The sequence below is a fragment of the Stenotrophomonas lacuserhaii genome (genome assembly GCF_039674585.1).
In the GTDB taxonomy this organism is placed as follows: domain Bacteria; phylum Pseudomonadota; class Gammaproteobacteria; order Xanthomonadales; family Xanthomonadaceae; genus Stenotrophomonas; species Stenotrophomonas pennii_A.
Genome location: NZ_JBDJNU010000017.1, coordinates 21229 through 41747, shown reverse-complemented (window position 1 = coordinate 41747; position 20519 = coordinate 21229). Strand labels below are relative to the sequence as shown.

Here is a 20519-nt window from a genome sequence, read left to right as displayed (position 1 = left end):
CACCGGGCGAACCCGCCGCGTGATCGCCTGCACATCGCGCGAACCTGCCTTGGTAGCGCCGACCCATGGTCGGCGAACGCACCGCGAGGTGCAGGCATCCCGCCGAGCATGGCTCGGCGCTACCGATCCGCCGTCCACGTTCCCCGCCGAACCACCTGCACCCCGCGAACCTGCCGCGTGATCGCCTGCGCATCGCACGAACCTGCCTTGGTAGCGCCGACCCATGGTCGGCGAGCGCACCGCGCGGTGCCGGCATCCCGCCGAGCATGGCTCGGCGCTACCGATCCGCCGTCCCCGCCCAAAAACCCGCACGGGACGAACATTGCCGCCGAATTTTCTGCACCGGGCGAATCCGCTCTGGTAGCGCCGACCCATGGTCGGCGAGCGCACCGCGCGGTGCAGGCATCCCGCCGAGCATGGCTCGGCGCTACCGATCCGGTGTCCGTCGCGCGCGCATCCCCACGCTGTCCTATCATGACGCCACCGTTGAAACACCGATCCCGCAGGACCGCAGTACGCATGACGCAGCACTGGACACCTTCGCGCCTGGCCCTCGCCCTGCCCCGCTCTGCCGCATGGGAACTGCACCTGGACGGCGAGGACGTAGTGATCCACCTCGGCGATGCCATCCACCGGCTTACCCTCGGTTTCGATGCGCGCGTAACCGTGAAGCGCGGCCTGCTATGGGCCAGCGTAGTAATACAGCGCCGCGAAGGCCCGACGATCACCCTGGACGGCCTCTCCCACACCGACGCCAGCACCTTCACCAAGGCCCTGGACACGGCCGAACAGGCACAGGACCAGCGCGAGCGTGGTCCGGCCTTCCTGCATATCCTCGACCTGATGCGCCAGTGGAACGGTGAGGCAGAAGAACTGCTGACCGAACGCCGCGCACAACGGCGCTGGATCGGCCACGACGACCAGCAAGCGCTGCTGGATGTGCGCCCCGCCATGGGCCTGTCATCCGCGGAACTCCACGCCCTGTTCCATGATGCCGACCTGCCGCTGGACGACGAAGAACGCGAATCGGCGTTGATCGAACTGGAGCTGTGGGAGCAGGACTGGAGCGCCGCCTGCGAAGCCGTCAACGCGCAGATCCTCGCCACCGAACGCATCGCATCGCGCGCCCTGCTGGACGGCGTGGAAAGTCGCCCGCTCACCGACGAACAGGCGCACGCGGTGATCTGCTTCGACAACCGCGTGCAGGTCGTGGCCGCCGCCGGTTCCGGCAAGACCTCCACCATGGTGGCCAAGGCCGCCTATGCCATCCAGCGCGGTTACGCCGAGCCCCGCCAGATCGTCATGCTGGCCTTCAACAAGGAAGCCGCCGGCGAACTGCAGCAACGCACTGATCGCGCGTTCGCCCGCCTCGGCATGGGCGACAGCGTGGTGCAGGCGCGCACCTTCCACGCGCTCGGCCTGGCGATCATCGCCAGCGTCACCGGGCGCCGGCCGGAGGTGCCCGACTGGGCGGTGGATGCCACGCTCGGCTTCCATCGGCTGGCCGACCTCATCGACCAGCTGAAGGACCGTTCGCACGCCTTCCGCACGCGCTGGGACATGTTCCGGCTGGTGTTCGGCCGCGACCTGCCGGCGCAGGGCGGTGCGATGGATGCCGACGGCTGGGACAAGGACGGCAGCGGCTACGTGCGCACCCTGCAGGGCGAGCGCGTGCGCAGCGTGGAAGACCGCATCCTGGCCGACTGGCTGTTCTACAACGGCGTGCGTTATGCGTACGACCGCAGCCAGCGCTTCGACGCAGGCGAGGATGCCTTCCACGCACAGCCCACGCAGTTCTATTACCCGGACGCCGGGCTGCATCACCGGCATGGCGGCGCGGACACCGATCCGCTGCCGCACACAGAAGGCCCTCATCTGGACACCAGCTCGCACGACCTGCGCATGGGCTGGGCCTTCGACGATCTGGGGCTTGCACTGGCCACAGGGGGCGTGACGGTCGATCCCAACCCGGACCGCGACATACCGGATGACGGCCAGAAGCCGATGCCCGACGCCGAGCTGATCGGCCTGATGCGCACCTTCATCAGCCATGCCAAGAGCAACTGCCTCGGCCTGGACGACATGGCCGCGCGACTGCGCGAAATGCCCGACGACCAGTTCAAGGAGCGCTACCGTCGCTTCCTGGAGATCGCCGGACCGGTGCTGCAGGCGTGGGACGATGCGCTGGATGCAGAGCACGCCATTGATTTCGAGGACATGCTCAACCAGGCCGCGGAGCACCTGGAACAAGGCCGCCATGCATCGCCGTATACGCTGGTGATGGCGGACGAATTCCAGGATGCATCGCGCGCCCGGGCACGCCTGTGCCGTGCCTTGGTGCAGCAGCCGGGCACGTACTTCTTCGCGGTGGGCGATGACTGGCAGTCGATCAACCGCTTCGCCGGTGCCGACGTCTCGGTGATGACCCGCTTCAGCGAGTGGTTCGGCCACGGGCAGGTGCTGCGGCTGGAGCAGACCTTCCGCTGCCCGCAGGCCCTGTGCGATGTATCCAGCCGTTTCATCACCGCCAACCCGGCGCAGATCCGCAAGCACGTATGGTCAAGCACGCCGAGTCATGGGCCGGTGCTGCGGGCGTTCCAGGTTGCCGCGCGTGATCAGCTCAGCGATGCCGTGGGCCAGTACCTGCAGCAGCTGCACGAAGCGTGCCTGAGCGGTGCGATGCCAGCGGGCCGCGACGGCAAGCTGAGCGTGTTCGTGCTGGGCCGCTACAACGCCGACCGCGCCTACCTGCCCGGCAACTGGCGCTCACGCTTCGGCGCGACGCTGGAGGTCAGCTTCCTTACCGCCCATCGCAGCAAAGGCATGGAAGCGGACGTGGTGATCCTGCCGGCGCTGCTGGACCGCGCCTTCCCCAACCTGCGCGCGGACGACGACGTGCTGTCGCTGGCGATGCCCAGTGGGGACACGTATCCGTTGGGCGAAGAACGGCGGCTGTTCTATGTGGCGTTGACGCGGGCACGGCGCTCGGTGGCGATGTTCACTGTTTCCGGCAAGCGCTCGGCATTCCTGGATGAGCTGGAACGGGACGGCGCGCTGCAGGTAACCACGCTGGACGGAACGCCGGTGAAGGAACAGCGGTGCCCCGCGTGCGGTACCGGCGTCATCGTGAAGAAGACCGGGAAGTACGGTGACTTCCACTCGTGCTCCGGGTACCCGCGCTGCGAGCACAAGCCGCGGCTGACCGCGTAGCAGCACCTCGCCCGGGAACGGTAGTGACGGCCGCTGGCCGTCATGCGTGACAGGGGCAGACCAGGGTCCGCACGTTAACAGCCGAGCCGACTGAAGTCGGCTCGGCACAGCCGTGTAGCTCTCGCCTACCGGTATCAAGCGGACAACTGAGGCCTGAAATCAGAGCCGGAAGTGCTTGGCAGGTTTCGCTCATGCGCGAGCGCGCCCGCTCCATATGTCGCTTTTGACGCTGCGCACGACCTTCGAAGCCAGACAAACTGACGTCGGGTTGGATTTCGCCGGAAGTTCACATAGTATTCAGGAAATTAACAGCGCAGGGAACACGCAGTACGCGCGATGCGTAACCACTCAGGGGATGAGAAGAATAGAATCCGGCGGCATGCAATGCAGGGACGCGGCGAGAGAGCGGTCGCCGCTCGGTAGGCCCTGCTCGGGCACACAATCTGCTTCGTGCCACTCACTTCCTGAGGACACGCGATGCGGTCGGCTCTGACCCGCACACTATCTGCCTGTGGAGTAGGCATGCTCATCCACGGAAAGCTGTCCGCGGCAGGGGAATACCGTTTATTGCGGCAGTGCTACGAATTCGCCGCGTCAGGTGAAGGCGTATCGAGCTGCGACAGCTTGCCGGAATCCATCGAAGCGAATCTGTACTGGATGATGTTCGGGTTCCTGCTGCTCCTCCTTTCGGCAGATGCTCCCGGACTGCTGTTGAAGTTGAAGAAATGGAACTGGAAAGAGGAATGCGTTGACGTGAGCTCGCCTCGCCTCAGTGCAGGCGGGCGCAGAAGGCTTGCATTCTTCCTGTTGACGCTTGCATGGCTGGGAATGCTGATCATGGGAACGATCGGCTTCTTCAGCGTACCCGAGCACAACTATCCAGATGCCGTAAAGTCCTTCCCCTATCCGTACCTCACCGACTTCGAATTCCGCGTCGTGGCGCCGGCTCTCTTTTTCGGGTTGAACCTGTTATCCGCATTTGCGCCCAGGCGGATTCCCGCACTTCTTGCCATCCTCTCCTGTGCGCTGCAGTCGATGCTTCTCCTGTTCATCCTTTTCCTTGCGAGCGGGGGCGTCTGAGGATGTCTTACGTAATCGCGCCTACGAAGCGCAGCGACCGAGCAACGCTCTGGACACGTGCGTGGGGCGTGCTGGATCTCGTCGCCGTTGTGCTGCTCATGGTGGTCGGCGTGGTGAACGGCAGGATCCCGCTCTGGGATGACGTTGTAGATGCGCTCACGACCTCCCAGCAGTACGGCAGTTCGCTACCGCTGGTCGTCTCATGCATCCACGCTGTGGTGCTCCTTTCGTTGTTGGCAACAGGCTATCTGCTTGCGTGCAACCGACCTGCAGGGCGCTACCTGGCTATGGCACAGGCACCGTTCCGGATCGCACTGGTCATTCCTTCTGTGCCGCTCCTTGGTTACCTGGACTCCACGACAGGCTCTGTCCACGTCATGGTCGCGGCGCTCGTCCTGACCGAGCTGGGCAAACTGTGGAGCTTGAGGAGGAGAGCAGTGGTCCAGGTTGCAGACTCCCAAATGATGGACGTACAGCGGGCTTCGGACCTGCGTGGAGCACGCAGACAGAGAGGCCGTCCTGGAGATGTGCAAGCAGATTGACTCGTCGATCAATGGCGATCTCAGTGCAATGGTCCTTGGACTCATGCTGTTCTTCGTGAGCCAAATGAAACTAAGGGCACATGCGCGTGCATTCAGATCTTGGTTTTCGCGGCCGGCGTGAAAAGAGACAACCTCCTCCTGACCTATAGTGAGGTAAGACCCCCCCCTGCCCCCAAGGGCACGTGAATATCTTTCCCGATGAAAGAACAAGATGAAAGACGAAAAGATCACACTGACAGCTGAGGCAACCGTATTTTATTCTCCAGGCGACGAGTCAGCGTTTTTTACTTGGCTGAAAGCCATGACCTTTGTTCATTCGATAGGTGGGAGCGGCAGATACCTTGATATTGTGGTGAGTCCTGCGGCCATGAATGAGTATGATCTGCGTGAACTTCTCGCCTTGTTCTACAGGTACGGGGTAGACATGAAGCAACTAAGCGTTTTTTCAGAGGTACCTGAGTTCAAGTTCCTCCGCGACAGGCGGGGATACTGGTACAGGCGTGTCTTCGAGTAGGGCGGCGCACATACCGATGGCGAACCGCTCACAGGTGCGAAACGAATGAGGCTGAAGCGAGCTTGCCGGACCTCAGACTTCTCTGGCTGCGAGCGACACTAAAGATGCACATCCTGGTAATCATGCTTTTACCCTTCACATTCGTCATCCCATTGTCCATCGCGGTCGCGAATACGACCAGTCGGCGTGCGTTGACTTCCTACGCACTGACATACGTGGCTCTATGTGGCGCGTTCCCTTTTGCGTATGGCTACGTGTTCATGCCCGACATCCGGGGGGATGTCGTTGAGATGCTCTCAACGGCGGCACTCATTGCAGGGATGAGGCTGATTGATCTTTACGGCTTTCAGTGCCTCTATCTTTTTGGCGAGAAGTGGAAAGAGGTCGGGGGCCGGAGGAAATGATCTACGGCTTATGCATTACCCTCGCCTTGGCGAATCGAGACTCTACGACGCGGATGGAGGATTCCACCCTTGAGAGCAATGGAGGCAGCAACGGTGGCCAGAGCTCGCCAGATGCGCGTCCGTGGGTCTACGGAGTGCGTGGACCTGGACTGCCCGTGAAAACCGGGTTGGAGAAAGCCAATGCGTGACCTGCACGATTGCCGCATCACCGGGCTGCGCTTGAACGAATCAAGTAGCACGCTGGCAGTGAGCCTGACCGACGCCGAAGGCCAGCCGAGTGCTGACCTCATGCTGATGAATCTTATCGACCTATACGTAGACGGCTTCTCTCTACAGAACATCATTCTTGACGTATCCGTGTTCCATCAAAAAAGCACTTCATTTGAGTATCAGCGCGCCTGCCAGCTCCTTGACATCGACAATTCAAGTGATGTCTTTGTTTCAGGCTGCCAAACCGTCATCCTGATCCAGGCATCGGCAGGAGCCGAGATTGCGTGCCGTGCCAGCGGCCGTATCGATATCTAATTGCAGCCCCAGGAAGGAGCCTACCCATGTTGATTTACAGGCGCGCCATAAAGATTGTAGGTTGGACGGCGGTAGCCGGACTGAGCTTGCTGCCCATCAACGTCGCCCTCGCCTTCGCTTACAAATTTTTGTACGACGTTCCTTTTGTGGCCGAAGATGCCATGGGAATTGCTGCCGCCTTATTCGGGATAGTGGCGGCTACAAACATCTACCGCACCTTTCTGTCCAAGTGACGAGGATTTCATTGAGCAGGCGTGGAAACTTGACGGCCAGCGGCCGTCACTACCGGACGCATCATCTTCATGACGCCATGTCCGCAGCTGCAACCGAGGATCGCTGATGCACCCTGACGAAACCTTCTCGATCTCTTTGCGTATCTGCCATCCGGTGATGCCTGCTCAGGAGATGATCGAAGCCGTACGCCTTGAGCCGCGGATAGCCCAGAGCGTCGGATTGAGGCGAACAACTCCAGCGGGAGAGTTCCTTGACGGGTTCTATCGAGCAAGCTATTGCAACTTCCGCCTCGTAACGAAAGCACCGGGCAGGTTTACGGAAGCGCTGGCACCACTGCTCGATAAGCTCGAAGGGAACCAGAGCATCTTCCGCCAGATCGCGCTCACCGGCGGGCGAACCGAGCTGTATGTCGGCGTCTTCGTCGAAGGGGACAGCGGCTTTACGCTTGCAACTGACGATATGAGGCGCTTGGCCGAGCTGTCACTGGAGCTTTCGGTCGAGGTCTATCCGTAGGTGGCTGCATGGATTCCATCGACGTCATGCCGCTCAGGCCTGTACCTGGACGTGATGGCAATGAGGTACGGGGATGCCTCCCAGAGGAAGATTGTCACATGAAACGATTTCTCGCCTCACTGGCATTTGTGCTCGTATACGCTTGCGGGGTTCTTATAGCCTGGAGTACACCTGGCATAGCAAACAACCTGACACCAATCTTTGCAATCGCGTGGGTCTTTGCAACTAACAAGATTGTTTCTTGGGTGGTGAAGAGGGCTGGCTGGGATCGCAATGAGTAGGAACACCATTCATCTCATAAACGCGGCCGTGACTTACGCAATCTTCACCCTATGCACCGCAGTGTTGGCGGTCAAGGTTTTGGAAGAAGAGGAGCTGTTCTTCCGACACTACTTGCTCGGCTACCTGGGATGCTTTTCCTTACTTCTCGCCGTTCTTTCAATAGTAAATTTTCGCAACAGGCGCAGAAGGTAAGACACGGGAGTGCAGCGTCAGCGGTTCGCGGAGTGAGGACTTTTGGCCGCGCCAGCCAACCGCCAGATGCAATTGCCCCTGCAATGATCGTTGGAAACGAGATCTACCAATGGGTTCAATTTTCACAGCCACCTGCCCGTCGTGCGGAACACATAAGCAGAGGTTCAGCGTCTTGAGGGCGCTCAATCGATCCCAGGTTACGACTTGCTCAGCCTGCGGCGATAGGATTGTTTCGGAAATACCCTACGGCAGATATGTTTTGCTCATGGTATACGTACACACTGCATTTGCCGCCTTGGGCGTGCCGATTGTTCTAGGTGTGGTCACAAAGGAGTGGCTCATCGTCGCCATCTCGCTGGCAGCTTTCTTTTGCCTATGCTGGCCGGTTGCCGCTTGCCTGCATGCGAAGTGTTCAGAGATACGATGCAACGGCTCCCGTAAGTAATCCATCGAGGATCAACGTTGCTGGACGGGCGCCGGAGGGATCAGTGACGACCAACGGTCGTCACCCACCCTCCCCTTCCGGCATCACGCGCAGAATCTTGACGGCCAGCGGCCGTCACTACCCATTACAGGGCGATGCGCGCTACGCTTTCCTGCGCGCCCTTCTCTTCCTTGTCGCCGTTCTTGATGCTTACGTACAGCACGTTGTTCTTGGCATCCAGTGCCAGGCTGTTCGGGTGCGTGGGCACCGACCACTCGCCGGTCTTCTGGTAGCTGTCGCTGTCATAGCCGGTCACCGTGCCCGCTTCGCGGTTGGTCACGTACAGGCGCTTGCGCGGCGCGTCCAGCAGGATGCCCAGGGTGCCGGCGTCGGCCGGGATGCTGGCCAGTTCCTTGCCGGTGGTGCGGTCCAGTACCAGCACGCGTTTGCCAGGGTGCGTGGATGCGAAGCCTTCGATGCTGCTGCCCTGGTACTTGCGGATCATCTCCGACCCTTGGTCGGTGATGAAAAGCCGCGGGCCGGACGGGTCCAGCGCGATGTTCATCGGCTGCTCGGCGGTGACCTTGTAGCGCTGCTCAACCTTGCCGGTATCGGTACCGACCACCACCACTTCGCCCAGCAGGTTGCTGATGTACACGCGCTTGTTGGCGGCATCCAATGCCAGGCCGGGCGCCTTTGCGTTGCCCAGGCCGGGAATGGTGCCCAGCAGCTTCAGCGACTGCGTGTCCACCACGAACAGCACACTGCCCTCACCGGAGTGCCCGGTGACGTACAGGCGGTGGTTGGCGCCGTCCACCACCAGCTCGCGCAGGTCGTGGGTGTAGCTGGCCTTGCCATCCTTGCCGACCTTCTTTTCCATCAACTGCACGACGCCGATCGCCTTGCCCTGCGCGGTGTCGACCACCGTCACCGACGTGTCCACGGTATTGCCCACGTACAGGCGGTCGTTGGCATCGTCCAGCACCACGCCGAAGCCCTTGCGCTCCAGCGGGATGGTGGCCTGCACGGCCAACGTGGCCGGGTCCAGCTTCATCACCTGGGCCGGGCCGGCGCCGTCGCCGAAGCCGCCCGAAGAGGCCACGTACACCGCGTTCTGCCGGGCGCTGTAGGCCAGCTCGTACAGGCCCTGCGCCACGGCACTGCGCTGCACGGCGGCGGCGCTGCTGACGGCCGACGTGGCCGCGTAGGCTGCGGGTGCGCCCATGCCGATGGCAATCGCCACGGCCAAGGCAGCAACCGTGCAGCGACGGGCCATGCCCGGGGTCTTGGAGGAGATCGAATTCATTGCAGCGTCCTTGTGTGAGTCAGGAAAGATCCTTGGCTCGCGCGGCCGCGTATGCGGTGCAGAAACACCGAAGCGGCCGGCCACACGACGAATGCGTGGGCAGGCTGGCTGAGGACGACATGGTAACCCAGCTGCGTGGACGCGGCGTCCCCAGTGGCGGCCGACTTTAGTCGCCCGGCGGTGCGCAGTTGACAGAAAACGGGCGGTACCGCGAGGATCTGGATGATCGCCCGACGTCCCCTAGGCGCTCACCGGACTGGCACCGAATGGCGCCCCTCTCTTCGCGCGACATAGTGGATACGTTCAAGGCGAAGCACCAATGACCACTCACGGCAGGCGCAAGGCGATCATCCATCTGTTCTTTTTCGCAATTTTCCTTGGCGGCGGGATACTGTCCTGGATGCTTCCCTCGTCGCTGTCAGGGCTTTCGCTGATCTTTACGCTGGCTTGGTTCCCCGTCTGCCAATGGATCTCAGCCAAGCTCGCGGCGGCGCTGGGATGGAACGATGACCCGCATGAGCATCGGCAGCGCCTGTAGTGCCGACCTTGGTCGGCACAGCTTGAAGAACCTCAAAGCAGCCGACTGAAGTCGGCTCTACACGACCGACCCCATTCCAGCAGGCGAGCCTCACCCCATCCGCTGCACGGTGGCCGGCTGTTCCTGCACCTGGCTCTGCTCCTGCGTGGCCACCTGCTGCTGTGACTGGCTGATCTGCTGCGCCTGCTCCATCGATTCATGCACGGGCGTCTGCGCAGCGACTGCGGTGGGCATGCTGGCGCGCAGGTGGGCGGGGTCTGACGGATCACCCTGGACGACGAACACGTTGGTGCCTGCGTGGCCCTGCTCGTTGGCTTGGCTGAGCAGCACATGGTCCACGCGGGACAGGCCGTTTTCCTTGGCCAGGCAGAACAGGCTGCCGCACATGCGCTCGCTGTTCTCATCGGGCGTGCGGCCATGGGCGGCATCCAGCGAGGCCACGCCGCGGTTCACCTGGTCCATCATCGTGCGGTCGTTGTCGGACAGCAGGAACTGCTTCCAGTCGCGTTCCGGCATGGGGTTACGCTCGATCTTGTTCAGATCGCTGTCCGGGAAAGGCGCCTTGATGCTTTCGATGGCGGGGATGTTCTTCGTCGGCTGCAAGATACCCTCGAAGCCCTTGAAGGGGACCGGGCCTACGTTTGCGTGAAGTCCCGCGTGGTTCAAGGCACCCCATGCGTAGTCCGTGCAACTGTTCCTAGCAGCCTCGTAGCGCATGTCAAATCCGTGCTTGGCAGGATCTGCGGCGAAATCACGCATCCGGTGATACTGATCCGGCGTGATCTCAATCGTACGCGCGTAGTAAGGATCTTTGTACGTCGCACTGTCTTCGTCGTAGACCCTACCGAGCTTTGTGGAATCGAAATCTCCACGCGGCGAAAAGCCGTAGCTGTTCGCATCTTCGCCGCTGCCAAGCACAAGATACATGTGCCCCGTCAACGATGTCTTGCCATTGCCGATCGAGGTGCCGGGCGCGGCAACATAGATGGTTGCGGTGTAACGTTCGTTCTGATTCATGACTACTTGGCCAAGTAAGAGTAGGCAACCAGCAGCTCTGCCGGCCGAGTACGAAGTGTGGGGCGGTCTTCCTCAAGCCGGATGGTCAACCTGTATCGTCCCGTTGAGAGCCCGTCGGCATGGACAAACTTGAGTTCCTGGTAATGGAGCTGGTCATCTATCAGCCCAGCACCGCGCAGCATTCCATCGTCCACACTGCTCGTGGTGACGCCCGGAACTCGTCCATCTCCCGCAACAGGCATGTCCTGACGCATATCTCTGCTCGTCCTGACCAGGACCACATCGCCTAGAGACCGATCCACCAGCCGCTCCAGCCTAACTTGTGCCGGCAGCCCTTCGCGTACCACCACATCCGAGTATTCCATCAGTCGGCCGACGTCCTTGTCCTGGATTCGAAGGCCGATCATTAAACGTGGAGCCGCCGTCGAGCTGTGGGGCGGCAGATCAAACTCCATATCCGCAATCACACCCGGCTTGTCCAACGCCACAGGCCGTGTCAGCGGCACCTGCGTGCGTGCGGCAGCCTGTGCGGCATCAAGAGGCGCTACGGGCGGCGGCGCAGGCGTCGGACCACTGCAGCCAGCAAGCGCCGCAAATGCGACAGTCAACGCTGCATTTCGAAGACGTCCTGATGTCGGGTTCAGCATGATGCGTCCCTGTTCGAGGCGTGCCCGCACGGGGTGGCGGGCGGTCTGTTTTCTTGCCCTGCCGAGGATAAGGGAAGCGGCTGAGCGAGAAGTGATGAGCGTCACGGCCCGATGGGACAATTCCCACCTCAACGCAGCTTGTAAAGCACCGCCGCGCCCGGGCGCGCTTCAAACGCAGGCACGGTCTGCTGGGTCAACGCATTGCCCTTGGCATCCCATACCAGCGTCTCGACCGGGTAGTCGTCCTTACGCGTCATCTCACCGATCTTGCTGACGATCACTGCCGCTGCGTCAGCGGACTCCGGGTTCCACGCGAACACGCCCATGCGGCCGTAGAACACTGCCGGGGCGGAGGCATCCAGGCGGCGGTCCGGGCACATCACCAAGCCACGGTCGATCATGACGCGCAGTGCGCCAACCGGCACCTTGTTCACTGTCGGCGTGGTGCGCTCGGCGCTGTGGCCGGGGCATACGTTGGCTGCGCGGGTGACCATGTTTGCGGCGACCTCGCGATCAGCCTGGGCGAAGGCCAAGGCGGGGCTGAGGCAGAGGGCGAGCAGGGCAACAGGGGACGTCCGGGTCATCGCAGGTTCCATGGGTGGCTATGGGGCGAACTTAGCAATGGCCGGGGAATGAGTTGCAAAAATAATGTGAGGCCGCGTGTCGCGACGGGCCGCCGCCACGTTCGCAATAGGCCCTTGCGGTGATCCTCGGGCGCCCATGGGCCGGGATCATCCTTGCGTAGCCTGAGAAGAACCGTGCCCTGTCACGTTTGCAGATTCGCCCATGTACGCAATGGCCTATGGCTGATGGTATGGACGCGCTGGCGACGAAGAGCGCCAGCCGGGATTGCCATCCTGTTGCTACTCGAACCATTTGCTCTGTTTTGCCCCTTGGGCACGGCGGAGAATGCACTGCATCGCGTGCCGGCTTTATGGCGGGCGATGTGGGGGATCCCTGATCCGCCGGTTTTTTGGTTCTGTAGCCCGGTATGGCAACCCGCATCGCCCGCCACCTAGCGCCTCGGCGCAGGTGGCCTCAAGCCTTGTGAGGTACGCCGATGGATTCGCACTACCCCCTCAGCGCAAAGCGTCTGTATGCCTTGATGGGCGACAGGATGATCGACTTCCCGCCGCATTTCATCGAGCACCTGGAGCGTAGGCTCGAAGAGTTCGAGACGTCACGCACCAACGCGCACCGCGTGATGCACCTTCGCGTGGTGCGGGACACCGAACCCGATGTGCCGCTGACCGCCTGCGGCTGCCCTGCCGAGCCTCAACGAAAGGCTGATGTGGCCGTGTCCATCCGCACGCTGCAGGCACTCGCCTCCATCTTTGAAGTGCTGCACTCGGTGCATATGAAGCAGCAGGACGGTCAGCAGGATAACGGGCGAGGCCGCTTCCTGATCGAAGAGCTGATCGTCTCCGGACGAGAGCTGGTCCGCAGCTCGGCAGATGCGATGTGGGGCCAGCCATGAACGGGCCGGACAGCAGATTCGCCAACGCGCGCGTGACCAACCTGCGTGCAGCGGAAATGGCCGAGTACCTGGATGGCCGCCTGCATATGATCAACTACGATGAATCGACTTTCGCGCGATCCCTCCTGCTGGCATCCGAGCTGTATGGAATGAGCCACGTCGCGTACGAGTGCGGACTGAGCAGCGACGCCATGCGCCGGCAGCTGAGCGGTACCCGCCCGCTCTATTTCGACAGCGTGCTGGGCGCCATGCGGGCGCTGGGTATCCGGTTGCGGATAGAGGTGGTTTGAGTGGCTGGCGTGGCACCTCTGCCGGAAGCGTGGCTGGCTGCGTTTGATGCCACGTTGGTGCGCTACTCGCCATTGATCACGTGGCCGCTGGAGCGGACACGGCCATTCTGCAGCGGTATGTGGACCTGCCGGGGGATCAGGCGGCGATGGAGTTTGCGGGGGACTACGATCTGGAACGACTGGACTGGTGGTCGTGGGGCAGAACCGGGACCTAGTCCCCCGAGTTCAGCCCATGCGCATCGTCGTCGCTGCCCCATGTGACCACTTACCGATTCATTGACAGTTGCGCCCTTACAATCTGCCGGATGACCCGTAAAGGATTGGTCCCATGAGTGTCCTGTCACCCAGTCGATGCATTGCCTTGGCATTGGCCGTGGCGCTCAACACAACGGCTTGCGCCCAGGGACCATCGTCTGAGAAGACTGAAAAGGAAGCTGCCATGACTGAGAATCCGGCCGAAAGCCGCACTGTGGATGGGTACACCTACACCACCAAGCCCGTTGAGGCCAGGATCGGCCCGCACCGGTTCGCGTTTCCAGCCAACTACTACGACGACCAGATCGGGCCTGCTATCGGCGGTGGGGTCGGGTTGACGTTGATGTGGCCGAAGCTCGATGCCGCGCCTCCTGGGACGCGCTCGACGCGCTCAATGTCCGATCATCACCGTGCGATCAGTATGTCCATTGATCACGTAGATGCAGTGCCCATCGGCAGTTTGCTGCAACGGAGAACCAGTACGGAATCCAAGACCGAAGATGGCTCAATCGAGCGGCAGGATCCACGTAATCGATTGGACATGCGAAGGCCTGCGCCTGAGCAGTTCGGGCTTACCCCGTACGTAATCGATGAGGACCGGATGGCGGCCTATTCCAAGGCTTACTCGGACCAGCGAGGCAGGCCACCAGTCCGCAACCCCAGATACGAGGATGACTGGTACATCGCTCGCTCCAGTGGTGACACGCTGTCGACTTTCATCAAGTGCGACCAGCCCCGGAACGGCAGCCAAGGTTTGGAGATCAAAGACGGCGCGCTGGTATCCGATGGTGCAGACAGGGTTGCCAGTTGTTCCCACTATTTTGTGAACCAGGCTGACAGCCTATCGGTGACCCTTTTCTATCCCAGCGTCCTGCTGAAGGACTGGAAATCCATCGAAGATGCGGCGCGGAATGTACTTGCCCGTTACAAGGTTCGATAACGCAGCTTAGCCAAGGAGCAATGAGAGATGGCTGGATTGAGCCGGAAGGACCTGACGATCCTTGGAGAGTACGCAGACCAAGGCAATCGAGAGCTCTATTGGAACTACCTTGCGCAGAAGGACGGCGCCGACGGGTACGGGCTTCTCGCGCTTGGCGTTGTCCGTAACGACAACCTTCCAGGACAGGTCGCGAACGCGTACGCGCAATCGCAGGCCCGTACCCAGAACGAGCGCGACCCCGCGTTTACCAGCCGGACTCTGACGGAGCGGGAGTGGGACGAGTTCGGACAGACGCTTCTTAAGCGGGACTTGCAACTGCGTGCCGACTGGTTGGATACGGGCAACGCCGAGCTCGCGCTCAACCTCCCCGGCCGAGATGTTCAGCTAGCGCACGACCAGGCATTCAAAGCGCACAATCTCGATCCGAACTGCTGGACGCCAAGGGTTCTGCTCGAGGCTACGAGGAAAAAAGACGGCGAGCACGCCGCAGAGGCTGTGTGGGAAGACATGCTGAACAACGAAGCGCGAGGCACGCGTCGCGCGTTGGACACTACCGGCAACGCCTTCGCCGCCATGCCGTGGTCCCAAGCCAGCATATATGTCGCGAAGCTCGGCGCGTATGAGTTAGCGATGGCCAAGGAAGCAATGCCAACCAATGATCCGAACGTCATCGGGATGCAGAGCTCTCACCATGTCTACAGTCAGCGGGAAGGAGCGTGGTACATCCAGGTTGAAGGCGCGATTCCTATCCGCGAGCGTAATGCCTCCATGATCGACCGGCTGAACGACACGCGCGAACTCCGCCTTGAGCAGCAGCAGCGCGCGACCCAGTTCCATCCTGACGACAATTACAGGACGCTGATCGACTCACCGAAGGTAGTTTCCAACGATCTGCCTGGACCCCGTGGCGAGACTGCTACACGGCTGGCGATGGGACCGGGGCATGCAGATTATCCGCTCTATCAGCAGGTGCGCGGCCATGTCACCGCGCTGGATGCCAAGCTGGGGCGAGAGTTTGATGAGACGAGCGAACGGATGACGTTGAGCCTTGTGGCGCTTGCCAAGGAGAACAGGCTGGAGCGGGCCGACCATGTGGTGCTGAGTGATGCCACCGGTGCGAGTGCTGCGGGGCAGCGGGTGTTTGTTGTGCAGGGGGAGCTGAATGACCCTGCGCATCTGCGGGCTTCGATGGCGACTGACGTTGCTGTGCAGGCGCCTGTGGAGCAGTCACTGCGGCAGTTGGCGAATGTCAGCCAGGAACAGCAGTTACAGGCTGCGGCGCAGAGCCAGCAGGCTGAGCAGGATTTGGTTACGAGGGAGAGCCAGAGTCAGGCTATGCGGATGGGGTGAGCTTTCCGCCTGCTCGTGCCAGTGCGTAGCGCAGCGGGCTTGGGCACCGTCGATGTAGCCCGCGCTAATCCTGAATGGCTCTCTGTGCTGGCACTAGCCCCTCTGCATGCCACCAGCCGTCTGCGCCGCCGCCTCACGCTGCGTGAGCTTCTCCTCATTCAGCGCATCCCCATCGAACGTGCCTGCGTATCCTGCTGCTGAATCTGGTCGAGCTGCGCTTGTTCCTGCTGGCGCTCGGACGCTTCAAGGGCCTGCCTCTGGCTTACCGCTTCGAACTGCTGCAGGGACTGCTCAACCGGCGCCTGCGCTGCCTGTTCGGTGGGCATCGCGGCACGCAGGTGGGCTGGATTATCTGGCTCACCCTGGACAACAAAAAGATTCCTTCCCGCGTGGGATTCAGGCGTAGCCTGGCTCAGCAGTACGTGGTCCACCCGTTCCAGTCCGCTGTCCTTGGCGAGCACCAGCAGGCTGGCACTCATACGCTCGCTGGTTTCATCGAAGTTGCGCCCGTGCCGGGCATCGAGCGCAGCCACACCATCGCGCACCTGCTGGTAGAGCGCATGGTCCGGATGGTCAGCCTGCAGCGGTGATGAGGGCGGACGTGGTGTCACGGCTTCATCGGCAGCGGGAGCGGCTACTGTCGTGGTCTTCGACGAATGCACTGGCTGCTGCGCGGCCTCGACTTCAGGCGTGGGCGGCGCCGGAGGCGTCTGGTGGTCTGTCGCAGCGTGTAGTGATCGCGTTGCTGCCTCAACCACTGCGGGCTGAGTCGGGAGCTGCTGCACCGTCGACGCCGGCTGCTCCGAGCTCGCGATGTTCGGCGCACGGACGTTCGGCTCAGGCGTGAGCGCTGGATGCTGTCGCGAACCCTCCTGCCGTTCGTGCGGTGTCTGCTGCGCTTGGGCAGCGATGGGTTGGGACACGGCGCCGTCGCGAGCCGTCGGCTGGGATGCCGGCGGCACGTCGGGTCGCTGCGCGCCAGGCATCTCGCGCGGGCTCGCCTCCTTTGGCGCTTTGGTGCCGGCACGTGCATCCGGCTCGGCCCGCGACTGCTCGCGGTGCACGGGCGGCGGAGTCTGCCGTGTCCGCTCGGGTTCTACGGGCTGCGCAGCAGCTGGCGCTGAAGTCATGGCCGCTACGGCGGCCGGCTGAACTGTCTGCGGGGATGGAGCCACCGCTGGAGCCACATCGCGCTGCCGCTCTGCATCTGCTGCCACCTGCGGCGCGCTGGCTTCGTCCGGCTGCAATGTGTGAACGCTGACTGCCGCGAAGCTGGCGACCTGCTGCGCCTCCTCGCTGGAAACGCCTTGGCGATTGGCCTCGCGTAGTGCCTGCTGGTAGGCCTCGCGCTCATCGGGCGACAGCGCGGCGATGCGTAGTTCCGGTGAGTCCGGAACGGGGGCCTGCACTGCGTGCCGAGCGCGGACCTCACCCAGCGCTTGGCGCAGCTCATCGCTCCCCGTAACGGCCACTTGGCGAGCCACGCCATCCTGCCCAGTCTGATAGTGCGCAATGGGGCTGTCATACACGTACTGCCCGCTCTCGTTGCGCTGCAGCTGCTGCAGCGACGGACCGATGATGCCGCTGGCCTCGCGCGTACGCTGCACAGCCAGCTCGATCGCCTGCTGGGTTTCGGGGTTTACGTAAAGATCTATACCGGCACTGCGGTAGCGGTGCACCAGCTCATTCTGTTCAACCTGTGCGGGCGAGGGCGCAGGCCGGGACTGGATGGCCACAAGCTCATCCTGCCACTGCTCCAGCGAGGGCTGGCGCATCTGGTTGGTAAGCTCCAGCTCGGCGGCGAGGTTGCCGCTGGCCTGCCCTTCCGCACCCTGCCACTGCCCAGCATCACTACGCTGGTAGCGGTGCCCATCCGAGCCGAGGACTGAATCAGGGGTAGCCCTGACCGACTCGACCGCCGCAGGAATGGCGACGCCGTAGTGCTGCGCGCGTTGGGCTGCGTGGCCTGCCAGGTAAGTCGCCGCCATTGCTTCCTGGCCTGCCGCGATGTTGGATTCGATGCGCCCCAGCGACTGCTGGTTGAGCTGCTGGGCACGCTCCGGCGTCGCGACCTGGGTTTCGTAGATACCACGGTCGTTGGCGCCGGAGAGCCCGGTCTTGACCTGGCGTTCCCAGGCCTGGGTATCCGGGTTGCGGTGCCAGTCTGCGTTGTCCAAACCGCGTTGGTCGCTTGGCTGGGCGGGAATGCGGAAGGGATCCTGGGGCGTTGGGGTCTTGGCCAGCGCCAGTTCCACCGCCTTGGCGCTGGCCATGGCGCCGAGCTCCTGAGACTTTTCGTAGCTGGCCGCTATGCCTTGTTCAACCGGGTTACTCCGGCCATCCGGCGTGCGATCAATCGCGGCCTGCCGCTCCCAGTTTCGGCCGTTGAATTGCCAGTCCACACCGGCCTTATCGGTCTGGTGGTAGATGGCGCGGTTGTCCAGTAGATCCGCGCCTTTGTCGAAGGCCTTGCTCAGCAGCAACGCATCCGCAGCAACCACGGCAGCTGGCACGAAGCCGCTACCGCCAAGGGCCATGGCCGTGGAGGCACCGCCGGCCCAGCCGCCCACGTTCCGGGCGATGGCGTGGTTGAGTTCGGATTGGGCGGCGGTGGCGTTGCCCTGTTCGAGCAGCTCCGCGGAGCGGCGTGCGGTGAGTACCGCATCGGCGCCTGTGGCGAGCAGTCCGCCGGAGCGTACGAGCGTGCGGGCAGATGCCTCGCCCATCAGGAGATCGAGGGACGCGGCGCCTTGCTGGCCGCGGGGGATACGGATGCGATGGGCCGCCTCCTCACCTAGTACTTTTTCAACGGCCTGGATGCCCTGCGTGGATAGAATCACGCGGCCATCGTGTTGTGCATTAGTGATAGCCAGGGACAGGCCGTGACGCTGGAGTTCTATGTTGCCGCCACGCGTCGGTGGCCTGCTGTCCACGTGAATCTGGTTGAGCGTGGTGACGATGCGCGACTCTGAACTAGCAACTGCGCCCCAGCCGTGGTCTATGCCAGTGAAGCCTTTTAGTGCTTCGATCTGCTGCGCGTGTGCCCGATGGTAGGCTGGGATATTGTCGAAGAAGTGCCGAACTCTCTGACTAGTGAGCGCAGGAGTCTCGCCGACTGGCGTATTCGTGTTGAGATCGCCGTTGATCAGGCCAACTTTAATCGTGTCGCGCAATAGCTCTACACGCTTTGCTACGCGGTCCATTGCAACCGAATCGCCCTCCAGCATAGCTTGGCCGTCTCGGGACTGTTCGATGCGGGTCAGGTGTTGCAGAACCCCGTCCTGATACGCACCAAGGGGGCCACCACTGTGGGGTGTGATGCCTAATGCATGAGCAAACTCGGGGCTAGCGGGCAAGAACAGCCTGCTCTCAACGGCATGAATGTCGAGTTTTTCTGATTGCTGGAGCCTGGAAAGCAAAGAGCTGCTCTTCAGGGTCTGCTGCTCGATTGTGTGATGGTCTTGGAAATGCGTTCGATAGTTCGCCATGAGTCAGGTTCCTTCCTCTCATTCGCCAGCGTGAGCTAGTAATTCACGGCATCGTAGAACCACAGCCCATTCGATTTTGTGGCTGTGACAATCCCGGCCTGCTCAACGGCATCCTTGAAGATTCGATCGCAGAAGACTCCTCCGTGGAACTTGAGCCTGAACACGTGCGAAGAGCCCAGCACTTCAGGCTTGAACGCCAACCGCACGTCGCCAGTCAGCCCATAGAACTTGCCATCCTCGAACTCGTCGCTAATTTCAACGTTGAGCTGAGACGCCTCTTCGTCCAGAGCATCCAATGTACGGACGACGTCACACAGAAATCGTAAGGGTCCTTTCGAGCCATCTACGAGGCAATAGTCAGCCTCTACGAAGGCGAAGGCACCTGCATCCACTGTTTCCATTACCTGACGAAGCCGGTCGGACACCAACCAGTAGCCACTCATGCCCCCCTCAAGGTCCTCTGGCAACACACCTTCGCGGGGGTTGTACACCAACCGTGGCTGCTCGCGCAGCGGAGGAAAGCCTCCAGCCTTGGGACGCAGTACGATCCTTGGCGGAGTTAGCAGCGCCTGTTCGTTGGCAAAAACGACGCCATGGCCTTTGCCGCCTCGAAGGTCATCCGGCCGCAGCTGGAAGAACTCTCCTTTCCGTGGCTGATTGGTGTTTGCCATGCAATGCGTCCTGTCCAGGTGGGGGCGGGCTCTAAGTGCTAACAGGTTAACCCGTGCGCCAACGGTGAGCTAGTCGATCGACGCCTGGATGGATCGGGTTCTAGCGATGTGGCTTGCCTCATTATTCAGGGCAGAGCTCACTTAGTGAGAGCATCGCATCACAGCCAGGTCTCAGCATCCGGGACGGCGTGCATCCATCCTAGCGGGACCTTTCGGAGGGCCGCTGGTGCTACAAACTGATCGCAATCGGTTGCAGGACTTTGACAAAGCAACGCGACGGCTCTATGCCTCCGACCATACGGACGCTGGGATGGATGGGAAGGAGCTTGCGTGGTACTGCGATCTCCCGGCTAGGGAGGCTGCGCTGGCTTATGGCGAGGACTTTGACTTGTGCCGGGTGGACACATTTTGGCCACCGCCGGGGCTGCGGAAGACTAGCTAGAACGCCATTTGCGTCGCCGCTCTTCTTCTACATCATAGTTTCGCCCCGAAGGTCATCCGGTCGCAGCCGGAAGCGCAGGAAGCCAATGATCTGTTCTTCGGAAAAGCCTTTCTTCACATCCAATCTCCTTGCCATTGAGGGTTGAACTCCAAACTTGCTCGCCCCTCAATCTCGGGGG

General features: G+C 61.9%; 18 protein-coding genes. 12 read left to right on the top strand and 6 right to left on the bottom strand.

The window, feature by feature from the left end; genetic code table 11:
- Positions 1-519: 519 nt before the first annotated feature.
- The 7 genes from ABE522_RS08845 to ABE522_RS08815 all read left to right on the top strand — a co-directional run bounded on the left by ABE522_RS08845 (position 520) and on the right by ABE522_RS08815 (position 7022).
- Positions 520-3210 carry a UvrD-helicase domain-containing protein gene (locus tag ABE522_RS08845; RefSeq protein WP_346591378.1) on the top strand — a complete coding sequence of 897 codons (2691 nt, stop codon included), beginning with the start codon at positions 520-522 and terminating at the stop codon, positions 3208-3210.
- A 522-nt stretch (positions 3211-3732) separates the two neighbouring features.
- On the top strand, positions 3733-4290 hold the full coding sequence (locus ABE522_RS08840) for a hypothetical protein (protein ID WP_346591377.1): 558 nt from the start codon (positions 3733-3735) through the stop codon (positions 4288-4290).
- A 68-nt stretch (positions 4291-4358) separates the two neighbouring features.
- Positions 4359-4832 carry a hypothetical protein gene (locus tag ABE522_RS08835; protein WP_346591376.1) on the top strand — a complete coding sequence of 158 codons (474 nt, stop codon included), beginning with the start codon at positions 4359-4361 and terminating at the stop codon, positions 4830-4832.
- A 211-nt stretch (positions 4833-5043) separates the two neighbouring features.
- Positions 5044-5346 carry a hypothetical protein gene (locus ABE522_RS08830; protein ID WP_346591375.1) on the top strand — a complete coding sequence of 101 codons (303 nt, stop codon included), beginning with the start codon at positions 5044-5046 and terminating at the stop codon, positions 5344-5346.
- 584 nt (positions 5347-5930) lie between these two features.
- Complete coding sequence (locus ABE522_RS08825) at positions 5931-6275, top strand: hypothetical protein (RefSeq protein WP_346591374.1); 345 nt, start codon at positions 5931-5933, stop codon at positions 6273-6275.
- 26 nt (positions 6276-6301) lie between these two features.
- Positions 6302-6508 (top strand): hypothetical protein, encoded by a 207-nt coding sequence (locus tag ABE522_RS08820; protein WP_346591373.1) that lies wholly within the window; start codon positions 6302-6304, stop codon positions 6506-6508.
- Positions 6509-6614: 106 nt separating this feature from the next.
- Positions 6615-7022 (top strand): hypothetical protein, encoded by a 408-nt coding sequence (locus tag ABE522_RS08815; RefSeq protein ID WP_346591372.1) that lies wholly within the window; start codon positions 6615-6617, stop codon positions 7020-7022.
- 1043 nt (positions 7023-8065) lie between these two features.
- Here ABE522_RS08815 and ABE522_RS08810 read toward each other — a convergent pair.
- Positions 8066-9226 carry a YncE family protein gene (locus ABE522_RS08810; protein WP_346591371.1) on the bottom strand — a complete coding sequence of 387 codons (1161 nt, stop codon included), beginning with the start codon at positions 9224-9226 and terminating at the stop codon, positions 8066-8068.
- A gap of 319 nt (positions 9227-9545) precedes the next feature.
- On the opposite strand from ABE522_RS08810, the gene ABE522_RS08805 reads away from it, so the two are divergent.
- Positions 9546-9764, top strand: coding sequence for a hypothetical protein (locus ABE522_RS08805; RefSeq protein ID WP_346591370.1), 219 nt, complete (start codon positions 9546-9548; stop codon positions 9762-9764).
- Positions 9765-9854: 90 nt separating this feature from the next.
- Here ABE522_RS08805 and ABE522_RS08800 read toward each other — a convergent pair whose 3' ends face one another.
- From ABE522_RS08800 to ABE522_RS08790, 3 genes are all read right to left on the bottom strand, one after another.
- Positions 9855-10367: an XVIPCD domain-containing protein gene (locus tag ABE522_RS08800; RefSeq protein WP_346591369.1), complete on the bottom strand. Its 513-nt coding sequence runs from the start codon at positions 10365-10367 to the stop codon at positions 9855-9857.
- Between the two features lie 416 nt (positions 10368-10783).
- Positions 10784-11533, bottom strand: a complete 750-nt coding sequence (locus ABE522_RS08795; protein ID WP_346591368.1) for a hypothetical protein — start codon at positions 11531-11533, stop codon at positions 10784-10786.
- A 23-nt stretch (positions 11534-11556) separates the two neighbouring features.
- The gene (locus ABE522_RS08790) at positions 11557-12012 is read right to left on the bottom strand and encodes a hypothetical protein (protein ID WP_346591367.1); all 456 of its coding nucleotides are present in this window, start codon (positions 12010-12012) and stop codon (positions 11557-11559) included.
- Between the two features lie 476 nt (positions 12013-12488).
- Between ABE522_RS08790 and ABE522_RS08785 the strand changes: the two genes are divergently transcribed.
- The 4 genes from ABE522_RS08785 to ABE522_RS08770 all read left to right on the top strand — a co-directional run bounded on the left by ABE522_RS08785 (position 12489) and on the right by ABE522_RS08770 (position 15740).
- Complete coding sequence (locus ABE522_RS08785; protein WP_346591366.1) at positions 12489-12905, top strand: hypothetical protein; 417 nt, start codon at positions 12489-12491, stop codon at positions 12903-12905.
- Entirely contained in the window at positions 12902-13195 is a 294-nt protein-coding gene (locus tag ABE522_RS08780; protein ID WP_346591365.1) for a hypothetical protein, read from the top strand. Before ABE522_RS08785 ends, ABE522_RS08780 begins: the two co-directional genes overlap by 4 nt.
- Positions 13196-13634: 439 nt before the next feature.
- Positions 13635-14390 (top strand): hypothetical protein, encoded by a 756-nt coding sequence (locus tag ABE522_RS08775; RefSeq protein WP_346591364.1) that lies wholly within the window; start codon positions 13635-13637, stop codon positions 14388-14390.
- A 27-nt stretch (positions 14391-14417) separates the two neighbouring features.
- Positions 14418-15740, top strand: coding sequence for an XVIPCD domain-containing protein (locus ABE522_RS08770; RefSeq protein WP_346591363.1), 1323 nt, complete (start codon positions 14418-14420; stop codon positions 15738-15740).
- A gap of 158 nt (positions 15741-15898) precedes the next feature.
- On the opposite strand, the gene ABE522_RS08765 is transcribed toward ABE522_RS08770, so the two are convergent.
- Both ABE522_RS08765 and ABE522_RS08760 read right to left on the bottom strand, forming a co-directional pair.
- On the bottom strand, positions 15899-19228 hold the full coding sequence (locus ABE522_RS08765) for an XVIPCD domain-containing protein (protein ID WP_346591362.1): 3330 nt from the start codon (positions 19226-19228) through the stop codon (positions 15899-15901).
- A 35-nt stretch (positions 19229-19263) separates the two neighbouring features.
- Complete coding sequence (locus ABE522_RS08760) at positions 19264-19899, bottom strand: DUF1629 domain-containing protein (protein WP_346591361.1); 636 nt, start codon at positions 19897-19899, stop codon at positions 19264-19266.
- Positions 19900-20519 lie beyond the last annotated feature (620 nt).